We start from the raw sequence: 14,504 nt of genomic DNA, 5'->3' as shown, positions 1-14,504 counted from the left end.
GGCCAAATCCAGCTTATAGCCCAGCATCGTGCCCGTCTTCGAGAAACGTACCCGGATCCAGGCCCCGCCCGAGGTCGTCTTCGCCTTCCACGAGCGCCCGGACGCGCTGAGCCTCCTGCTACCGCCGTGGGAGCATGCCCGCGTGCTCGAACGCAGCGGCGGGCTGGAGAAGGGCGCGCGAACCGTGATCGAGACGTACATCGGGCCGGTGAAGCAACGCCTCGTGGCGGTTCACACGGCGTACGAAAAAGGGCGGATGTTCCAGGATACCGTGATCGAGGGGCCGTTCGCGCGCTGGGTCCACACGCACACGATGGAGCCGGACGGAGAGGGCGGGACATGGCTCGTCGACCACATCGATTACGCGCTGCCGCTCGGCCCGCTCGGCGCTCTGTTCGGCGGCGCGTTCGCGCGGCGGAAGCTCGAAAGAATGTTCGCGTTCCGCCACGAGGTGACGAAAAAAACCTGCGAGACCTGAGGGGCGTCAGCGTTTGTCCGGCGAACCTGCACCGCTCGCTTTCTCGATCGCCGATAGCTCGAGGAGCACGGCCTTCACGCGCGGATCCTCGGGATCGAGGGCCTGCGCTTTCTCGTATGCCTCGCGCGCCTCCGGGAGCTTGCGCTGCTTGGCGAGGGCGTTGCCGAGGTTCACCCACGCGCTCACGAGCGCAGGATCGAGCGCGAGCGCCTCGCGGTAGACGACCTTCGCGCGCTCGATGTCGCCCTTCTGCGCGATCGCATACCCGAGGTTCGAGCGGTACGTGGCGCGGCGCGGATCCCGCGCGACGGCCGTCTCGAGGCACCGGATCGCGCGATCCGTGTCGTTCAGCGTGAGCAGCGCGGTGCCGAGGTCGTTCTGCACGCGGGCGTCGTTCGGCGCGATCCGCGCGGCGCGCTCGTATACGCGGACGGCCTGCTCCCGCCGGCCGAGCGCGAGCAGGGCCGTGCCGAGGTTCGTCTGCCGCTCGGCCACGCCGGGCTCGATCTCGGCGGCGCGTTCGAGCTCGCGGATCGCCGGCTCGAGTTGCCCCGTGGCGACGAGCCCGACCCCGAGCGCGGAGTGCGCCTCGGCGTCGTTCGGCGAGACCTCGGCGGCCTTACGCAAGGCAGCGAGCGCGGCGTCGGCGCGGCCGAGGACGAGGAGCGCGCGGCCGAGCTCGAGGTGCGCGGGCGCGTAGGCAGGCTCTTTTTGCAGGACGGCTTCGAGGTCCTTCACCGCCTGGAGGAGACCGGGGTGCGTGGGCGCGGCGCCGTAATCGACGGGCGCGTCCTCGGCGGAGAGGCGCGTGCGGACGAGGCCCACGATCGACGCAGGGTCCTTCGGCGCGAGCGTCTTCGCCTTCTTGTACGCCTTCTCGGCCGCGGGAAAATCGCCCCGCGCGAGCGCCTCGTCGCCCTCGGCGAGCGCCTTGTCCGCGGGCGTGCCCGTGCCACGCGCGAGCTTCGCGGGCGGCGGCTGCGGGGCTTCCTCGCTGGAGACGGGCGCGTCGAGCGGGACCCCGGAGCCCGGCGCCGGCGCCGCGGGCGCGGTTGCGGAAGCGGAGGCAGGCGCGGGCGCGGGCGCGGTTACGGAAGGTGTTACGGAAACACTTCCGTAAGTAACAGGCGGCTGCGGCGGGAGCGTCGGCGAAGGAGGCGGCGTGGCGGGGCCACAGGCGGCGAGGATCACGAGCGTGATCACGCCGCCGCGGCGCGTTCGGGTCTTCATCACAGCTTGTACGGGGTCATCGAATGCTCTTTGCCGTCGTAACGCAGGAGCACGGGCTTGTTGTCGAGCCGCGTCGCCACGGCCACGGGCCGCTTCCAGCAGCGGACGAGCGAGACGAGCGTCTCGCGCGCGTAATCGGCCCGGAGGTCCACGCCGCCGTGCTGGTGCTCGAGGAGCAGCTCGCCGCGGTTCTGGTGGTTCGCGTCGATCACGCGGATGTAGGGATCGCCGAAGTTCGTGAGCGAGAAGAGGAGCTTTTCCTTCACGTCGCGGAACTGACGGCTCTCGATCTCGAAACGATCGTTTCGCCCGGAAAAACCGAACGTGTAGAGCTTCTGCTCCAGCACGAAATCGGGGGTCAAGAACTCGTCGATGAACGTGACGTCGTTGTAGAGCGCGCGGACCTGGAAGATCTTCTGCCTCCCGAGGCCGAGGCGCATGTCCCAGCTCCGCTTGGCGTCGAGGTCGTTGCACTCCTCCCATTCGCGGCCGAAACGCCCCTTGTTCCAGCGCTCCTCGATGTAACGGAAGAGCTCGACGCCGACCTTGTACGGGTTCAGCCGGCCCGGCGCCGTGGCCATGACGCCGGCGTTGTTGTCGGCGTAATCGATGATCTCCGAGGCATCGAGGATCTTCTCCGTGAGCATCTTCGAATGCCAGTATGCCGCCCAGCCCTCGTTCATGATCTTGGTCTGGCGCTGCGGCACGAAATAGAGGGCCTCGTCGCGGATGACCTCCAGGATGTCGCGCTCCCAGCGCTCGAGCGGCGCGTGATCGAGCAAGAAGCCGAGCACGTCGCGCTCGGGCCGCTCGGGGACCTTGCGTTCGGGTTTGTCCTTCGCGAGCTGCTTCTTCTTGGCCTCGATGTACTCCTCCGGGTTGATGAAGGATTCCATGTACTCCTTCGCCCGGAGCCGCGGCACCTCGATCGGCTTCTCGTCCTCCTCCTCGTCGCCCTTTCTCGTGACGCCGCGGCCCGAGAACGGCTGCCAGGGATCGATGAGGTTCTCGAGCGAGAGGCATCGATCGATGAAATCCTCGACCTTGTTGATGCCGTGGCGCTCGATGTGCCGCGCGACGCGCGAGCCGTGGTTCGCCATCTTGTCGATCCAGCGCCGATCGGGGTCGTACGGCGTCGTCTTGCGCACCGGATCGATGATGCTGCCCTTCTGATCGAGGTCGGTCGAGCGGAAGCAGAAGTTGTTCTTGAAGAAGTCCACGTGCGCATACACGTGGGCCATCACGAGCTTCTGATCCGTGAGCGAGTTGCCTTCGAGCAAATAGGCGTACGAGGGGTTGTTGTTGATGACCATCTCGTAGATCTTCGAGAGGCCATACTCGTAGCTCTTCGAAAGCTGCTCGTACTCCATGCCGTACCGCCAGTGCGGATACCGGCTCGGGAAACCGCCGTACGCGGCGATCTCGTTCATCTGGTCGTACGTCAGGATCTCGAAGATCACGGGGAAGAAATCGAGGCCGTACTCGCGCGCAACGGTCTCGACGCGCTGCTGTGTGTCCCGCAGGTAGCGGGGGAGCGCGGTGTTCAGCGCAAACTTGCTCATCTCGCCTCTCCGCCCCCTCTCACTTCCCCTTGCCCAGGAAATCCTTGATGCTCCCCACGATGCCGTCCTTGTCACGAATCTCGCTCGTGACGACGCGCTCGTCCCGCCCGAAATGCTCGCGCAGATCCTTGATGAACTGCCCCGAGCCGTACGGGCTCTCGACCTGGCCATACGCGAACATGTTCGCCCGCGGCAAGACCCGGTTTTTCAGGACGTCCACGCACGCGAGCGTATCATCCATCGACCAGTTGTCCCCGTCCGAGAAATGGAACGGATAGATGTTCCACTCGTCCGGCGGATAGTCGGCGTCGATGATCTGCGCGCAGAGCTTGTATGCGCTCGAGATCATCGTGCCGCCCGACTCGCGCGTGTGGAAGAACGTCTCCCGATCGACCTCGCGCGCGACCGCGTCGTGGATGATGAACCGCGATTCGAGGCCCTTGTATTGCTTCGTGAGCCACGCGTCGATCCAGAAGGACTCGATTCGAACGATCTCCTTCTGCTCGTCGCCCATCGAGCCCGAGACGTCCATCATGTAAATGATGACCGCGTTCGCGACGGGCTCCGTGACCGTCTTCCACGATCGATATCGCTTGTCGTCCGGGACGGGCACCACGACGGGCTTTTCGTGCTGGAACGTGCCGCTCGCGATCATGCGCTTCAGCGCCTCGCGGTACGTGCGCTTGAAATGGCGCAAGGACTCGGGGCCGACGCGCCGGATCCCCGAATACCGATCGTGCGCATTCGAGATCTTGTTCTTGCCCTTGTCCTGGATGTCCGGCAGCTCGAGCTCTTCGCCCAGGATGGCCGCCAGCTCGTCGAGCGTGACGTCGACTTCGAGGATGTGATCCCCCGCGTCGCTGCCAGCCTGCCCCTGCCCGGGCTGCTTCTCGTCCCCGCCGTGGATCGGGTCCCCGGGGTTTCCATCCCCCTGCCCCACGCCCCCGCGCTGCTTGTCCCCGTACCGGAACCGCGGGATGTCGATATGCGGGATGGGGATCGATACGAGATCCTTGCCCTTCCGCCCGACGAGCTCGCCTTGCGAAATGTACTTGCGCAGGTTCTGCCGGATCCTCCCGCGGACGATCTGGCGAAAACGGCCGTGGTCCTGGTCGATCTTCAGCGACACCTCGGAAGTGTAGCAGATCCGATCCACGCGAGGCTCTTTCCGCCCGACGAACTGCGCGGCCGCAAAGCACGTTTCCGCACGTCCAGCCTGGCCCGCGCATGCCTCGGACGCCCCCGCGCTCGATCGTCGGTTCGCTCACGCGCTCGATTCGAGGCCCGGGGGCGCGGCCGTTCAGCGCGCGGAGCAGGTGGTCAGTGATCCGCGCGATCCAGCGGTGAATTGGGCGTCCAGGACATGGCCTGTGATACGCTCCGAGGTGATGTCGCGCGGCGCTTATTCCATAAGGATGCTTTGGTTCGTGCTGTCCTTCGTGGCCCTCGGGTGCGGGGGTCGGGCGGAGCTGCTCGGGCCAGGACTCGGCGAGGACGGCCAGGGCGGTCAGGGCGGACAAGGCGGCCAGGGGGGCCAGGGCGGAAGCGCCTGCCTCCAAAACGGGTCGGCCTGCCAGGACGGGAGCGCCTGCTGCAGCGGCACCTGCGAGAACGGCGCGTGCGGCGCGACGACGTGTCTGCCCGATCAGGCGCCCTGCACGGACGCGAGCGAGTGCTGCGCCGGCATCTGCAAAAACGAGCGCTGCGGCACCTGCATCCCCGACGGCTTCGGCTGCGACGCGGGCACCACCTGGTGCTGTAGCGGCGTTTGCGAAAACAACTTTTGCGGGGGCAGCCAGTGCGACCCCGACGGCTTCGACTGCTTCACGGACGCCGAGTGCTGCAGCAAGTCCTGCAACAACGGGGTCTGCGGGTTCGGCCAGTGTAAGCCCGACGGCTTCGGCTGCATGCAGGCCTTCGAGTGCTGCAGCGGCTCCTGCCAGAACGGCGCCTGCGGCTTCACCCCCCAGTGTCAGCCCGAGGGCGCCGCTTGCATGGTGGGCTTCGACTGCTGCAACGGATCCTGCATCAACGGGGTCTGCCAGATCGGGCAGTGCACCGGAAACGGCCTCATGTGCAGCTCGTCCGACGAGTGCTGCTCGGGCGTCTGCTCGAGCGGCGTTTGCCTCGGCAAGCCCTGCACGCACGATGTCTGCGTCGTCGGCCCCGCGCTCGATCCCGGCTGCGGGCCGTGCGCCGCGTCGGTCTGCAAGCTCGACTCGTGGTGCTGCACCACGAACTGGGACGGGCTCTGCGTGAACGCCGTGGACTCGGTCTGCGGGCTGAATTGCGGCGAGTGCACGGAGGATGGCCTGCCGTGCATGTCGGCCGATCAGTGCTGCTCGCAGGTCTGCAACGCGAACGGGACGTGCGGCCCGCTCGTCTGCATGCCCGACGGCAAGCTCTGCCAGAGCGCGGGCGACTGCTGCTCCGGGCAGTGCTCGAACGGCGTCTGCGGTCCCCCGGCGTGCAAGTCCGACGGTGTGCCGTGCATGAGCGCCGGCGAGTGCTGCACGGGCCTCTGCTCGAACGGCATCTGCGGCCCGCCCAAGTGCCAGCCCGACGGCAACGCCTGCATGACGGCCGGTGACTGCTGCATGGGCGTCTGCACGAACGGCGTCTGCGGCAAACCCGTCTGCCAGCCCGACGGCGCGCTCTGCAACGACCCGAGCGCGTGCTGCTCGGGCGTCTGCTCGGGCAACGTCTGCGGTCCGCCGCAGTGCCAGCCCGACGGCGCGATGTGCATGAGCGGCGGCGACTGCTGCAACGGCAAGTGCACGAACGGCGTCTGCGGCGTGTCGGCCTGTCCGTCGGACGGCAGCACGTGCGGCGACTGCGTGGCGCAGAGCTGCTGCAACCAGTTCCAGAACTGCTTGGGCAGCCCCACCTGCCAGAGCAACGTGGAGTGCTTCCTCACGTGCGTGGCCGGCGGCTCGAACCCGGGCCCGTGCTTCTTCCAGTGCGTGAACAGCCCGCAGGCGGTGCAGCTCCTCGTCTGCCTCGGGTCGAACTGCGGCCAGGGCACCTGCTTCTAATCGTGCCCGCCTCCGCTGCCCGGATCGCCGCGGCGTTTTCCCTGCTCGCTTCGCTCGTCGTCACGGAAAACGCCGCGGCCGAGCCGCCCACACCGGCCGAGTCCGCCCTCCTCCACGACCTCGAAAAGATCGTCGAATCGAAGGCCAATTCAGGCTGGAAGATCGATCGGTACGAGCTCGAAACGATGATGCCGGACGCGCTGCAGAGCATCTGCGGCGCGCCGGAGAAGGCGCGGCTCGACGCACTGGAAAGGCAGGCGCGCACGGTGGAGTCGCTCGGCGGGCCGATCGCCGAGGCGTACCGAAAGAACGGCGGGAGCCTCCGCGGGCTGTCGGATCTGCTCGCCGCGACGCGGGTGCACGATCTGCTCGCGGAGGCCCTGAAGCGCGCGCCCGCCGAGTGCCCGTTCTGGATCACGCCGAGCCCCACGTTCCCCGGGCTGCAGACGGACGCCCATCGCTTCACGCTGAACCTGGAGACGGGCGGGCTTTTTCTGCTGCGACGCACGGAGAGCACGTTCCTCCCCGGCGCAGGCGGGCTCGGGCGGCTCCTCCTCGGGCGCGGGCTGTCGGAGCGCTGGACGATGTTGTTCGGCCTGGAGTTCGGCGGCTGGGCGATCATCGAGCAGAGCGAGGGCGAGACGAACTTCCCGCTGGAGTTCATCGGCGCCGCGCCGTTCGTGCTGCGTCACGTGCGGACGACGTGGCAATACGATCTCGAGCTCGCCCCGGTCGTGTTCCTGACGCAGTCGGATCTGCGGCCGAGTGCAGGCGGACGCGTGGGCGTGGCCGTGGGGGTCTCGACGCTCCGGATCCGGGGCATCATGCCGTGGGCCGGCGTGCAGCTCTCGGCGGAGTTTTTCCCGGAGAACGGCGTGCGCAGCGCCGTGACGGTGCTGAAGGGCGGCGCGCGGGTCGGCTTTGACTGGGACTTTTAGCTAGCGCGAAAACGAGAGGCCCCACCAGGCGATCACGCGCGGCGCGCCGCCCTGATCGAAGATCACGGGGCCGATGCCGATGCCGGGCGCGATGGAGCGGAGCTCGTCGCGGAGCGCTCGCACGGGCCAGCCGTGTCCCTGCGCGGGATCGTCGTACCGGAACACGAGCGTCGGCCCGCCATCGAGCGACGACTCGCCACGCTCGATGCGGAACGGGGCGACGCGGCGGCCCCCTTTGAGGAGGTTCCAGCCGATCTCGCCCTCGATGGCCTTGCCCTGCCACGGCAAGAGATCCGACGCGAGGACACGAACGAGGCTCCGGACCGCGAGGAACGCGCCCGGCGCCGCGACGAGCGCGAGGACGCGGCCGCGGCCTTCACCGATCGAAGAAGGATCGAGGTTGCTCCCGCCCGCATAGAAGCGGCGGAGCGACTCGGGATGCGCGCCGACGAGCTCGTCGAGCGACCGAACCATCGAGACGACGCGACCGTGCTGCACTGCCTGCATGAGCCGGCAAGTCGCATGGTTTTGAACGCGCAGCAACGCGGAAGCTCCCTCCCTCTCCGCCACGTGGAGAGGGAGGGATGGGGTGGGTGAGGTCAGGCGCGCGGCGTGCGGGCCGGCGGAGGCGTGCTCCGCGACGGGACCTGCTGAGGCGGCGCGGGCGGGGCCGCGAGCGCAGGCGCAGGCGCGCTCGTGCCGAGGCGGCGCGCGACGTCCGTCAGATCGAGCCCCGTGGCCGCGCGGATCTGCTCGGTCATGGCAATCGCCTTGCGCGCGAGCGAGCCGTCGTCGCCCGACGGGAGCACCGAGAGCGTGCCGATCTTCGTCGGCGTGCGGGCGCCCGCGATGTGCGGCAGGAGCGGCATCATCTGCTGGAGCGCGAGGATCTCGAGCGCGCCCGGCCCTGCCTTGCGGATCTCGTCGACGATGCGGTGCAGCGCCTCGGCCTCGGCCTTGCCGAGCTCGATGATCTTCGCTGCGTCGCCGCGCGCCTGCTCCTCGAGGTTGCGCCGCTCGGCGTCGTGCGGCTGGATCACGTCGGCGAGGAGCTGTCGCTCGACCTGGAGCGCGCGGGCCTTCTGGCGGTTGATCTCCGCCTTGACCTGCGCGATCTGCGCGAGGACCTGGCCGCGCGCTTCCTGGATCATGGCCTCGCGGCGGCTCATCGCGTCCTTGATGCGCTTCTCCGTCTCCTGGCGCGCGATCGCGAGGTCCGCGTCGATCTTGGCGACCTCGCTCTTCGCCCAGTTCTCGGCCTTCTGCTCGGCCGATTCGGCCTGCGTCCTGGCCTCGACGATGCTCGCGTCCATGCGCACGCTCGCGCCGCGCATGCGGCCGATCGAGTTCAGGTAGTTCGCGTCGTCGGCGACGTTCTGGATCTTCAGCGTGTCGAGCACGAGACCCATGCGCTGCATGTCGTGCTCGGCCTCTTCGAGCAGTTTGTCCGCGAACGCGGTCTTGTCCATGTTGACCTGCTCGGGCGTGAGCTGCGCGAGCACGCCGCGGACGTTGCCTTCGAGCGTCTCGCGCGCGATCGCCGCGATCTCGTCGCGCGACTTGCCGAGGAAACGCTCGACCGCGTTCGAGAGCCGCGGCTCCTCACCCGGCAGTTTTACGTGCGCGACGCCCTGCACGTTGAGCGGGATGCCGCCCTTCGAGTAGGCGCCCTTCACGGAGATGTCGACCGGGATGTTGTTGAGATCCATGCGGTCGACGCGCTCGAGCAGCGGGATGCGCACGGCGCGACCGCCGCGCACGGAGCGATAACCGACCTCGCGCGAGCCCACCTGATGCGACCCGCCCGAGAGGACGAGGACCTCGTTCGGCGAGCTCACGAGCAGGAGGTTCTTCAGCGTGTAGATGACGAAGCCCACCACGACGAACGCGGTGAGGCCGAGGACCATGATGATCGGGATCACGAAGCCCTCCCGTGCGATCCGAGGATCTGCTGGATGTCGATGCCCATCGCGCGGCCCGTCTCCTGAAGGACACGCGTGACCGCGGCGGGGTACGCCGCGACGAGCGAGCTGAACGCCTCGACGTCGTTGCCCGCAACGACGTTGACCTCACCGATCTGCGTCTGCGCCACGCGCGCCGCCGCGGCCGTGACGAGCTGCCGGAGCTGCTGGAGCACGTACGCGTCCTTCGCGAGTTGCCCCGCGGCCGCCCACTCCTGCGCCACGAGGCGGAGCGCCTCGGCCGTCGCCTTGCCGTTCTCCACCGTGGGCGCCGCCTCGCCGCGCGCCTTGAGCTCCTGCGCCTTGCGGTTCGCCTCGGCCGGCAGGATGACGTCACAGTTCAGGCGGAGTTTTTCGAGCTCGGCGCGCAAGGCCTGCAGCTCCTGCTCGGCCACGGCGCGCTCGGTCTCGGCCGCGATCTCGGCCTCGTTCTCGATCTGCTTCGCCTCGGCTTCGAGCTTCGCGCTCTCGGCGCGGTAGTTGTTGCGGCTCTGCACGATCACGGTCTCGGCGCGCTTCGCCGCCGTCTCGGCCGCCTGCCGCGCGGCCGCCTGCGCCTCGGCCACGGCCTGGTTCGCCGCGTTCTCGGCGTTCGCCGCGTCGCGCAGCATGGTCGCGATCCGGCCGCGGCCGAGGTTCGCGAGGTAGTGCTGATCGTCAGAGACGTGCTGGACCTTGAGCACGTCGAGCTCGAGGCCGAGTTTGTCGAAGTCGTCACGCGCGTTCTCCACGAGCGTCTCGGCGAACTTGAGCCGGTCCTCGTTCACCTCCTCGGGCGTGAGCTGCGAGATGACCTCGCGCAGGACGCCTTCGAGTGTCTGCTGGGCCGCGATGGAGATCTGCGTGGGCGTGGTGCCGAGGAAGCGCTCGACGGCGTTTCGCACGGCCGTGTCGTTGCTCGCGATCTTCACGTTGGCGATCGCGTGCACGCTGAGCGGGATGCCGCCCTTCGAGTAGGCGTTGTGCACCTGGACCTCGACGGGGAAGAGCCGCATGTCCATGCGGGCCACGCTCTCGAGGAAGGGCACGCGGAAGCCGCGGCCGCCGTGCAGAATCTTGTAACCGCTCACGGTGCCGTCGGGCAGGACGTGCTTGCGGCCGCTGAAGACCAGGATCTCGTTCGGTCGGCAGATGAACAAGAACTGCCGGAGGACCGCCACGAAAATCCCGAAGAGCAGGATGATGCCGCCCGCAGCGAGCAGCACGAAGACGGCTTGATCGAGGTCGGGCGTCCCCGCGCCCGAGGCCACGTCGGTGGAAGGGCGCGTGCGCCGCTGCGCGTCGATCGACGCGAAGAGGACACTGCCGAGAAGATGGTACCCCATCCGACGAGCGTAGCAGGCAACACGCTGTGCCCGCTGCGTGATTGAACACGCGATCGCCCGATTTCCTACGAGCTCAAGCGAGCTCGGAGGGACGCCGCGACACGCGCGCCACGTCGCCTTCCACATCCTCCACGAGAACATGGTCGCCGCGCGCGATCTCCTCGCCGTCGCTCCGGGCGAGCAGGTCGACGCTCTGACCCTTCAAGACGATACGAATCTTGCCGACCTTGTCCTTGCCGACGGGCACGAGCACGCGCCCGACCGAGCCACCGGCGCGCGTGACGTCCGCCGACGTCGACGCCGATCCTTGGGCCACGAAACGAAATGCGAGCTGCGCGAAGAGGCCCGACGAGAGACCGGAGGTCGCCGCGAGCACGAAGATCACGACGGGACCCGCGAGCGCGAAGAGGTGCAGGAGCGAGCCCGACATGCCGAAGCCGAGCAGCGTGAAGACCCAGAAACGCAGCGAGAGAAAAAACGCAAGGATGTCGCTCGCTCCGGTGCCCGCGGGTGTCGTGGCGAGCGCCTTGCCGGAGAAGTCCTTCGCGAGCTCCTTGCCGCCGGCATCACCGTCGTGCGCGTCCCCCGCGTCGGCGTCTCCTTTGCCCCCCGAGACGATCTGCACGAGCAAGATGCCCAAGCCCACGACCAGGGAGAAGAGGTAGACGAGGCCCATCGACGAGAGAGTATCGCGACCGAAGGGCCGAACGATACGGATCGGCAACCCGGGCTCCAGGGAGGCGATCCGAACGATACGGATCGGCAACCCGGGCTCCAGGAAGGCGATCCGAACGATACGGATCGGCAACCGTGGCTCCAGGGAGGCGATCCGAACGATACGGATCGGCAACCCGGGCTCCAGGGAGGCGATCCGAACGATACGGATCGGCGACCGGGCGCCTCAGCTCCCGCGCAGCACGGCCTCGTAGACCTCGCGCACGCGCCCCGTGACCTCCCGGTACCGCGCGAGCAGCTCCCCGGCGGCCTGCGCGCCCGGCCGATCACGGATGCCCATCCGGCGCGCGAGCGGCCACAGGCCCGGCGCGCTCTCTTCGAGCAGGTGCGACGCGTCGGCGTGCACGATGCGGATGCGGCCGCCGAGCTTGCGCAGGAACGCATACCCGTCCCGCAGCGCCTCGGCCTGCTCCGGCGAGAGCTTGCCCGACGCCGCGAGCGCCTCGATCGCGAGGGCCGTCTCCGTCGTGCGGACGCCCGGATCCGCGCCGCTGAGCATCTGCAAGAACTGCACGCAGAGCTCGAGCTCGAAGAGCCCACCGCGCCCGAGCTTGAGATCGTACCGGCCGCGTCGCTCCAGCGAGAGCTCCTGCTCCATGCGGCCCCGGAGCCGGCGGAGCTCCTCGGCGCCCTGCGCGGGATCCCCCGGCATCGCATAGGCCGCGGCGTGCGCGATCTCGATCGCCCGCGCCCCGAGCTCGACGTCGCCCGCCACGGCGCGCGCCCGCAAGAGCGCGAGGCGCTCCCAGGCCGCAGCCTCGACGTGCGGCGTGTCCGGCCCCTTCGCGTGGTACCGCGCGAACGCGTCGATCGACGTGACGAGCAAGCCCTGGTTGCCCGACGGCCGGAGGCGCGTGTCGAGCTCGTAGCCGGGCCCGGCCGGGTGCAGGATCGAGATCAGGCGGATCACGCGCCGCGCCGAGCGAGCGAAGAACGCGTCGGGATCCGCGCCGGCCGGTGCCTTCTCCGGATCGAAGAGGAAGAGGACGTCGAGATCCGAGCCGTAGCCGATCTCGCGGCCGCCGAGCGTACCGACGGCGAGGACCGAGAGGCCTCGCACGGGCTCGCCCTCCGGCGTGCCGAGCGCGTGCCGCGTCGCCGCTTCGAGCGAAGCATCCGCGAGCGCCGAGAGCACGTACCCGACCTCGCGTGGTCCGAGCTCGCTCGCGAGGTCGGCGAGCCCGACGTCGATCACGACGCGCGCCTTCGCCTGGCGGAGCGCGCCGACGAGCTGCTCGTCGGGATCCTCGTCCCCCGCTGCGGCCTCGCGCTTGGCCTGGTCGAGCTCCGCGCGCGCGGACGCGGGCGTCGGGACGGTGCGCGCGAACAGGATGCGATCGCCGTGCTCCGGGTGCTGCACGAGCGCCTCGGCGAGGAACGCGCTGCCCCCGATGGCCTCGACGAGCCTGCGCACGAGGCGCGGCTCGTCCCCGAGGAAACGCAGGTACACACCGGGATGACGGAGCCGCGCGAAGAGCCGGCGCAGCGTGCGCGCGGCCTGCTCCGGATCGGCCGCGTCGGCCACGGCATCGAGGACCGCCTCGCCGAGCCGCGGATAAGCCTCGCGGCTGCGCGCGCCGAGCACCGCGTCCGGGCGGCGCGAGAGATCGAAGAGGTCGCGCGCGACGTCGCCCCCGCGCTCCACCGCTTCGAGCGCGTCCGGCGCCTCGGGCGTCGCGGCGGGCAAGGAGAGCTGCGCGACGCGGCGGAAGGCCGCTTCGAACGCCGCGGCGTCGCCGTCGTCGAGCGCGGCGAGGGCCTCGGCCCAGCGGGAGGGCGCGGGCGCGCCGTCGGGCACGAGCGAGCGGAAGCGCGCTTCCACGCGGCCGAGGTGCTTCGCGAGGTCGACCTCGAACGCCTCGGCCGACGCGAAGCCGAGCGCCCGCGCGAGCCTGCCTGCGGACTCAGGGTCCGCGGGCCACACGTGCGTCTGCTGGCCCGTCGCGAGCTGCACGGCGTGCTCGGCGCGGCGGAGCGCGAGGTACGCCTCGGCGATCTCGCGCGCCTCGCGATCCGTCACGAACCCGGCCGCGCGCAGGCGCCGCAGGCCGTCGAGCGTGCCCTTCACGCGGAGGCGCGCCTCGCGCCCGCCCCAGACGAGGAGGAGCGTCTGCACGAAAAACTCCGCCTCGCGAATGCCGCCCGAACCGAGCTTCAGATCCCGCCCCGGCTCCCGTGACAGCTCGGTCCTCGCGCGCTGCACGAGCTTCGTCATCTCGACGGCGATCGTCGGATCGACGCGCCTCCGCCACACGAAGGGCTCGAGCGCAGCGAGCACCTCGTCACCGAAGTCGAGATCTCCCGCGATGGGCCGCGCGCGCACGAGCGCCGCGCGCTCCCACGTCCGCCCGAACGACTCGTAGTACCGCTCGGCCGCGGCGAGCGAGTTGACGAGCGGCCCGCTCCGCCCCTCGGGCCGCAGGCGCAGATCCACGCGCCACACGAAGCCGCCTTCGGTCACGTCCTCCAGCGTCGCCGTCACGCGCCGCGCGACCCGCGTCCAGAAGTCGTGCAGCGGCAACGTCTCGCTGCCGCCTTGCGTGCACCCGCCCTCGTCCGTGTCGTAGAAGAACACGAGATCGACGTCGGATCCCACGTTGAGCTCGCCCCCGCCGAGCTTGCCCATGCCGAGCACCACGAAGCGCGCGGGCGCGCCGCTGTCGCGCCGCGGCGGGCCGAACCGCGCGGAGAGCTGCGTAACCGCGTCCTTGACCGCCGCGTCGATCGTCACCTCCGCGAGCAGCGCGATCTCTTGCGACGTGACGTCCACGTCCGCGCCCCCGAGCGAAGGCGGCAAGAGCTCACGCAGCGCGACGCGGATCCGCTCTTCCCGCGCGAACCTCCGAAGCTCCCGCGACACCCGCTCGCCGTCGTCACCGTCCCCGAGCCGCGCCCGGAGCCGCGCCTGAAGGCCTGCGCGATCCCGCGCGGCCTGGTGCCCCTCGGCGGCGATCGTCGCGACGATCTCGGGCGACGCTTCGAGCGCGGGCGCGAGGGCCGGATAGGCGCTCGCGAGCAGCACGGCGAGGGCGAAGCCGACCGTGCCGGGCTCGATCCGCTCGGCGAAACGCGTCGCGTAGATCTCGGCGCGCGGCCGATCGATCCGCTGCGCGAGGGCGTGGAGCCGGGAGCGCCGGAGCATCGGAAGGCCGCAACGTAGCAGCGCCCCTCTCTCTTTTCATGCTCGCGGATCCACGTTTTTTCCTCCCTCGGACCCGCCCGAGCAGGCGGGGCGGACGT

The 14,504-nt window shown here is 69.5% G+C and carries 11 protein-coding genes; 3 read left to right on the top strand and 8 right to left on the bottom strand.

The window, feature by feature from the left end; genetic code table 11:
• Positions 1 to 28: 28 nt before the first annotated feature.
• Positions 29 to 478 carry an SRPBCC family protein gene (locus QHF85_RS27490; RefSeq protein ID WP_281330298.1) on the top strand — a complete coding sequence of 150 codons (450 nt, stop codon included), beginning with the start codon at positions 29 to 31 and terminating at the stop codon, positions 476 to 478.
• 6 nt (positions 479 to 484) lie between these two features.
• Here the strand turns inward: QHF85_RS27490 and QHF85_RS27485 are convergent, their stop codons facing one another.
• Genes QHF85_RS27485 through QHF85_RS27475 form a run of 3 tightly spaced genes read right to left on the bottom strand, consistent with a single transcriptional unit; the run spans position 485 to position 4,399 of the window.
• Positions 485 to 1,708: a tetratricopeptide repeat protein gene (locus QHF85_RS27485; RefSeq protein ID WP_281330297.1), complete on the bottom strand. Its 1,224-nt coding sequence runs from the start codon at positions 1,706 to 1,708 to the stop codon at positions 485 to 487.
• The gene (locus QHF85_RS27480; RefSeq protein WP_281330296.1) at positions 1,708 to 3,270 is read right to left on the bottom strand and encodes a SpoVR family protein; all 1,563 of its coding nucleotides are present in this window, start codon (positions 3,268 to 3,270) and stop codon (positions 1,708 to 1,710) included. Before QHF85_RS27480 ends, QHF85_RS27485 begins: the two co-directional genes overlap by 1 nt.
• Positions 3,271 to 3,289: 19 nt before the next feature.
• On the bottom strand, positions 3,290 to 4,399 hold the full coding sequence (locus tag QHF85_RS27475) for a DUF444 family protein (protein WP_348652767.1): 1,110 nt from the start codon (positions 4,397 to 4,399) through the stop codon (positions 3,290 to 3,292).
• 298 nt (positions 4,400 to 4,697) lie between these two features.
• Here QHF85_RS27475 and QHF85_RS27470 point away from each other — a divergent pair, with 298 nt between their 5' ends.
• Entirely contained in the window at positions 4,698 to 6,305 is a 1,608-nt protein-coding gene (locus tag QHF85_RS27470; protein ID WP_281330294.1) for a hypothetical protein, read from the top strand.
• Between the two features lie 2 nt (positions 6,306 to 6,307).
• Positions 6,308 to 7,243 (top strand): hypothetical protein, encoded by a 936-nt coding sequence (locus QHF85_RS27465; protein ID WP_281330293.1) that lies wholly within the window; start codon positions 6,308 to 6,310, stop codon positions 7,241 to 7,243.
• On the opposite strand, the gene QHF85_RS27460 is transcribed toward QHF85_RS27465, so the two are convergent.
• From QHF85_RS27460 to glnE, 5 genes are all read right to left on the bottom strand, one after another.
• Positions 7,244 to 7,750 carry a hypothetical protein gene (locus QHF85_RS27460; protein ID WP_281330292.1) on the bottom strand — a complete coding sequence of 169 codons (507 nt, stop codon included), beginning with the start codon at positions 7,748 to 7,750 and terminating at the stop codon, positions 7,244 to 7,246.
• A 92-nt stretch (positions 7,751 to 7,842) separates the two neighbouring features.
• A complete protein-coding gene (locus QHF85_RS27455) occupies positions 7,843 to 9,165 on the bottom strand; it encodes a flotillin family protein (protein WP_281330291.1) in 1,323 nt (440 codons plus the stop codon).
• On the bottom strand, positions 9,162 to 10,529 hold the full coding sequence (locus QHF85_RS27450) for a flotillin family protein (protein ID WP_281330290.1): 1,368 nt from the start codon (positions 10,527 to 10,529) through the stop codon (positions 9,162 to 9,164). Before QHF85_RS27450 ends, QHF85_RS27455 begins: the two co-directional genes overlap by 4 nt.
• Positions 10,530 to 10,602: 73 nt before the next feature.
• Positions 10,603 to 11,205: an NfeD family protein gene (locus tag QHF85_RS27445; protein ID WP_281330289.1), complete on the bottom strand. Its 603-nt coding sequence runs from the start codon at positions 11,203 to 11,205 to the stop codon at positions 10,603 to 10,605.
• A gap of 225 nt (positions 11,206 to 11,430) precedes the next feature.
• Positions 11,431 to 14,406 (bottom strand): bifunctional [glutamate--ammonia ligase]-adenylyl-L-tyrosine phosphorylase/[glutamate--ammonia-ligase] adenylyltransferase, encoded by a 2,976-nt coding sequence (glnE, locus tag QHF85_RS27440; RefSeq protein ID WP_281330288.1) that lies wholly within the window; start codon positions 14,404 to 14,406, stop codon positions 11,431 to 11,433.
• Between the last annotated feature and the right edge of the window lie 98 nt (positions 14,407 to 14,504).

Source organism: Polyangium sp. 6x1, from assembly GCF_029946515.1.
In the GTDB taxonomy this organism is placed as follows: Bacteria; Myxococcota_A; Polyangia; order Polyangiales; family Polyangiaceae; genus Polyangium.
The sequence above is the reverse complement of the archived record's forward strand: the minus strand, read 5'-3'. Positions and strand labels throughout refer to the sequence as shown.

Coding starts and splice junctions, on each gene's coding strand:
- QHF85_RS27485 (WP_281330297.1), bottom strand. CDS start 1,708: ATGAAGACCCGAACGCGCCGCGGCGGCGTGATCACGCTCGTGATCCTC.
- QHF85_RS27480 (WP_281330296.1), bottom strand. CDS start 3,270: ATGAGCAAGTTTGCGCTGAACACCGCGCTCCCCCGCTACCTGCGGGAC.
- QHF85_RS27460 (WP_281330292.1), bottom strand. CDS start 7,750: ATGCAGGCAGTGCAGCACGGTCGCGTCGTCTCGATGGTTCGGTCGCTC.
- QHF85_RS27450 (WP_281330290.1), bottom strand. CDS start 10,529: ATGGGGTACCATCTTCTCGGCAGTGTCCTCTTCGCGTCGATCGACGCG.
- QHF85_RS27445 (WP_281330289.1), bottom strand. CDS start 11,205: ATGGGCCTCGTCTACCTCTTCTCCCTGGTCGTGGGCTTGGGCATCTTG.
- glnE (WP_281330288.1), bottom strand. CDS start 14,406: ATGCTCCGGCGCTCCCGGCTCCACGCCCTCGCGCAGCGGATCGATCGG.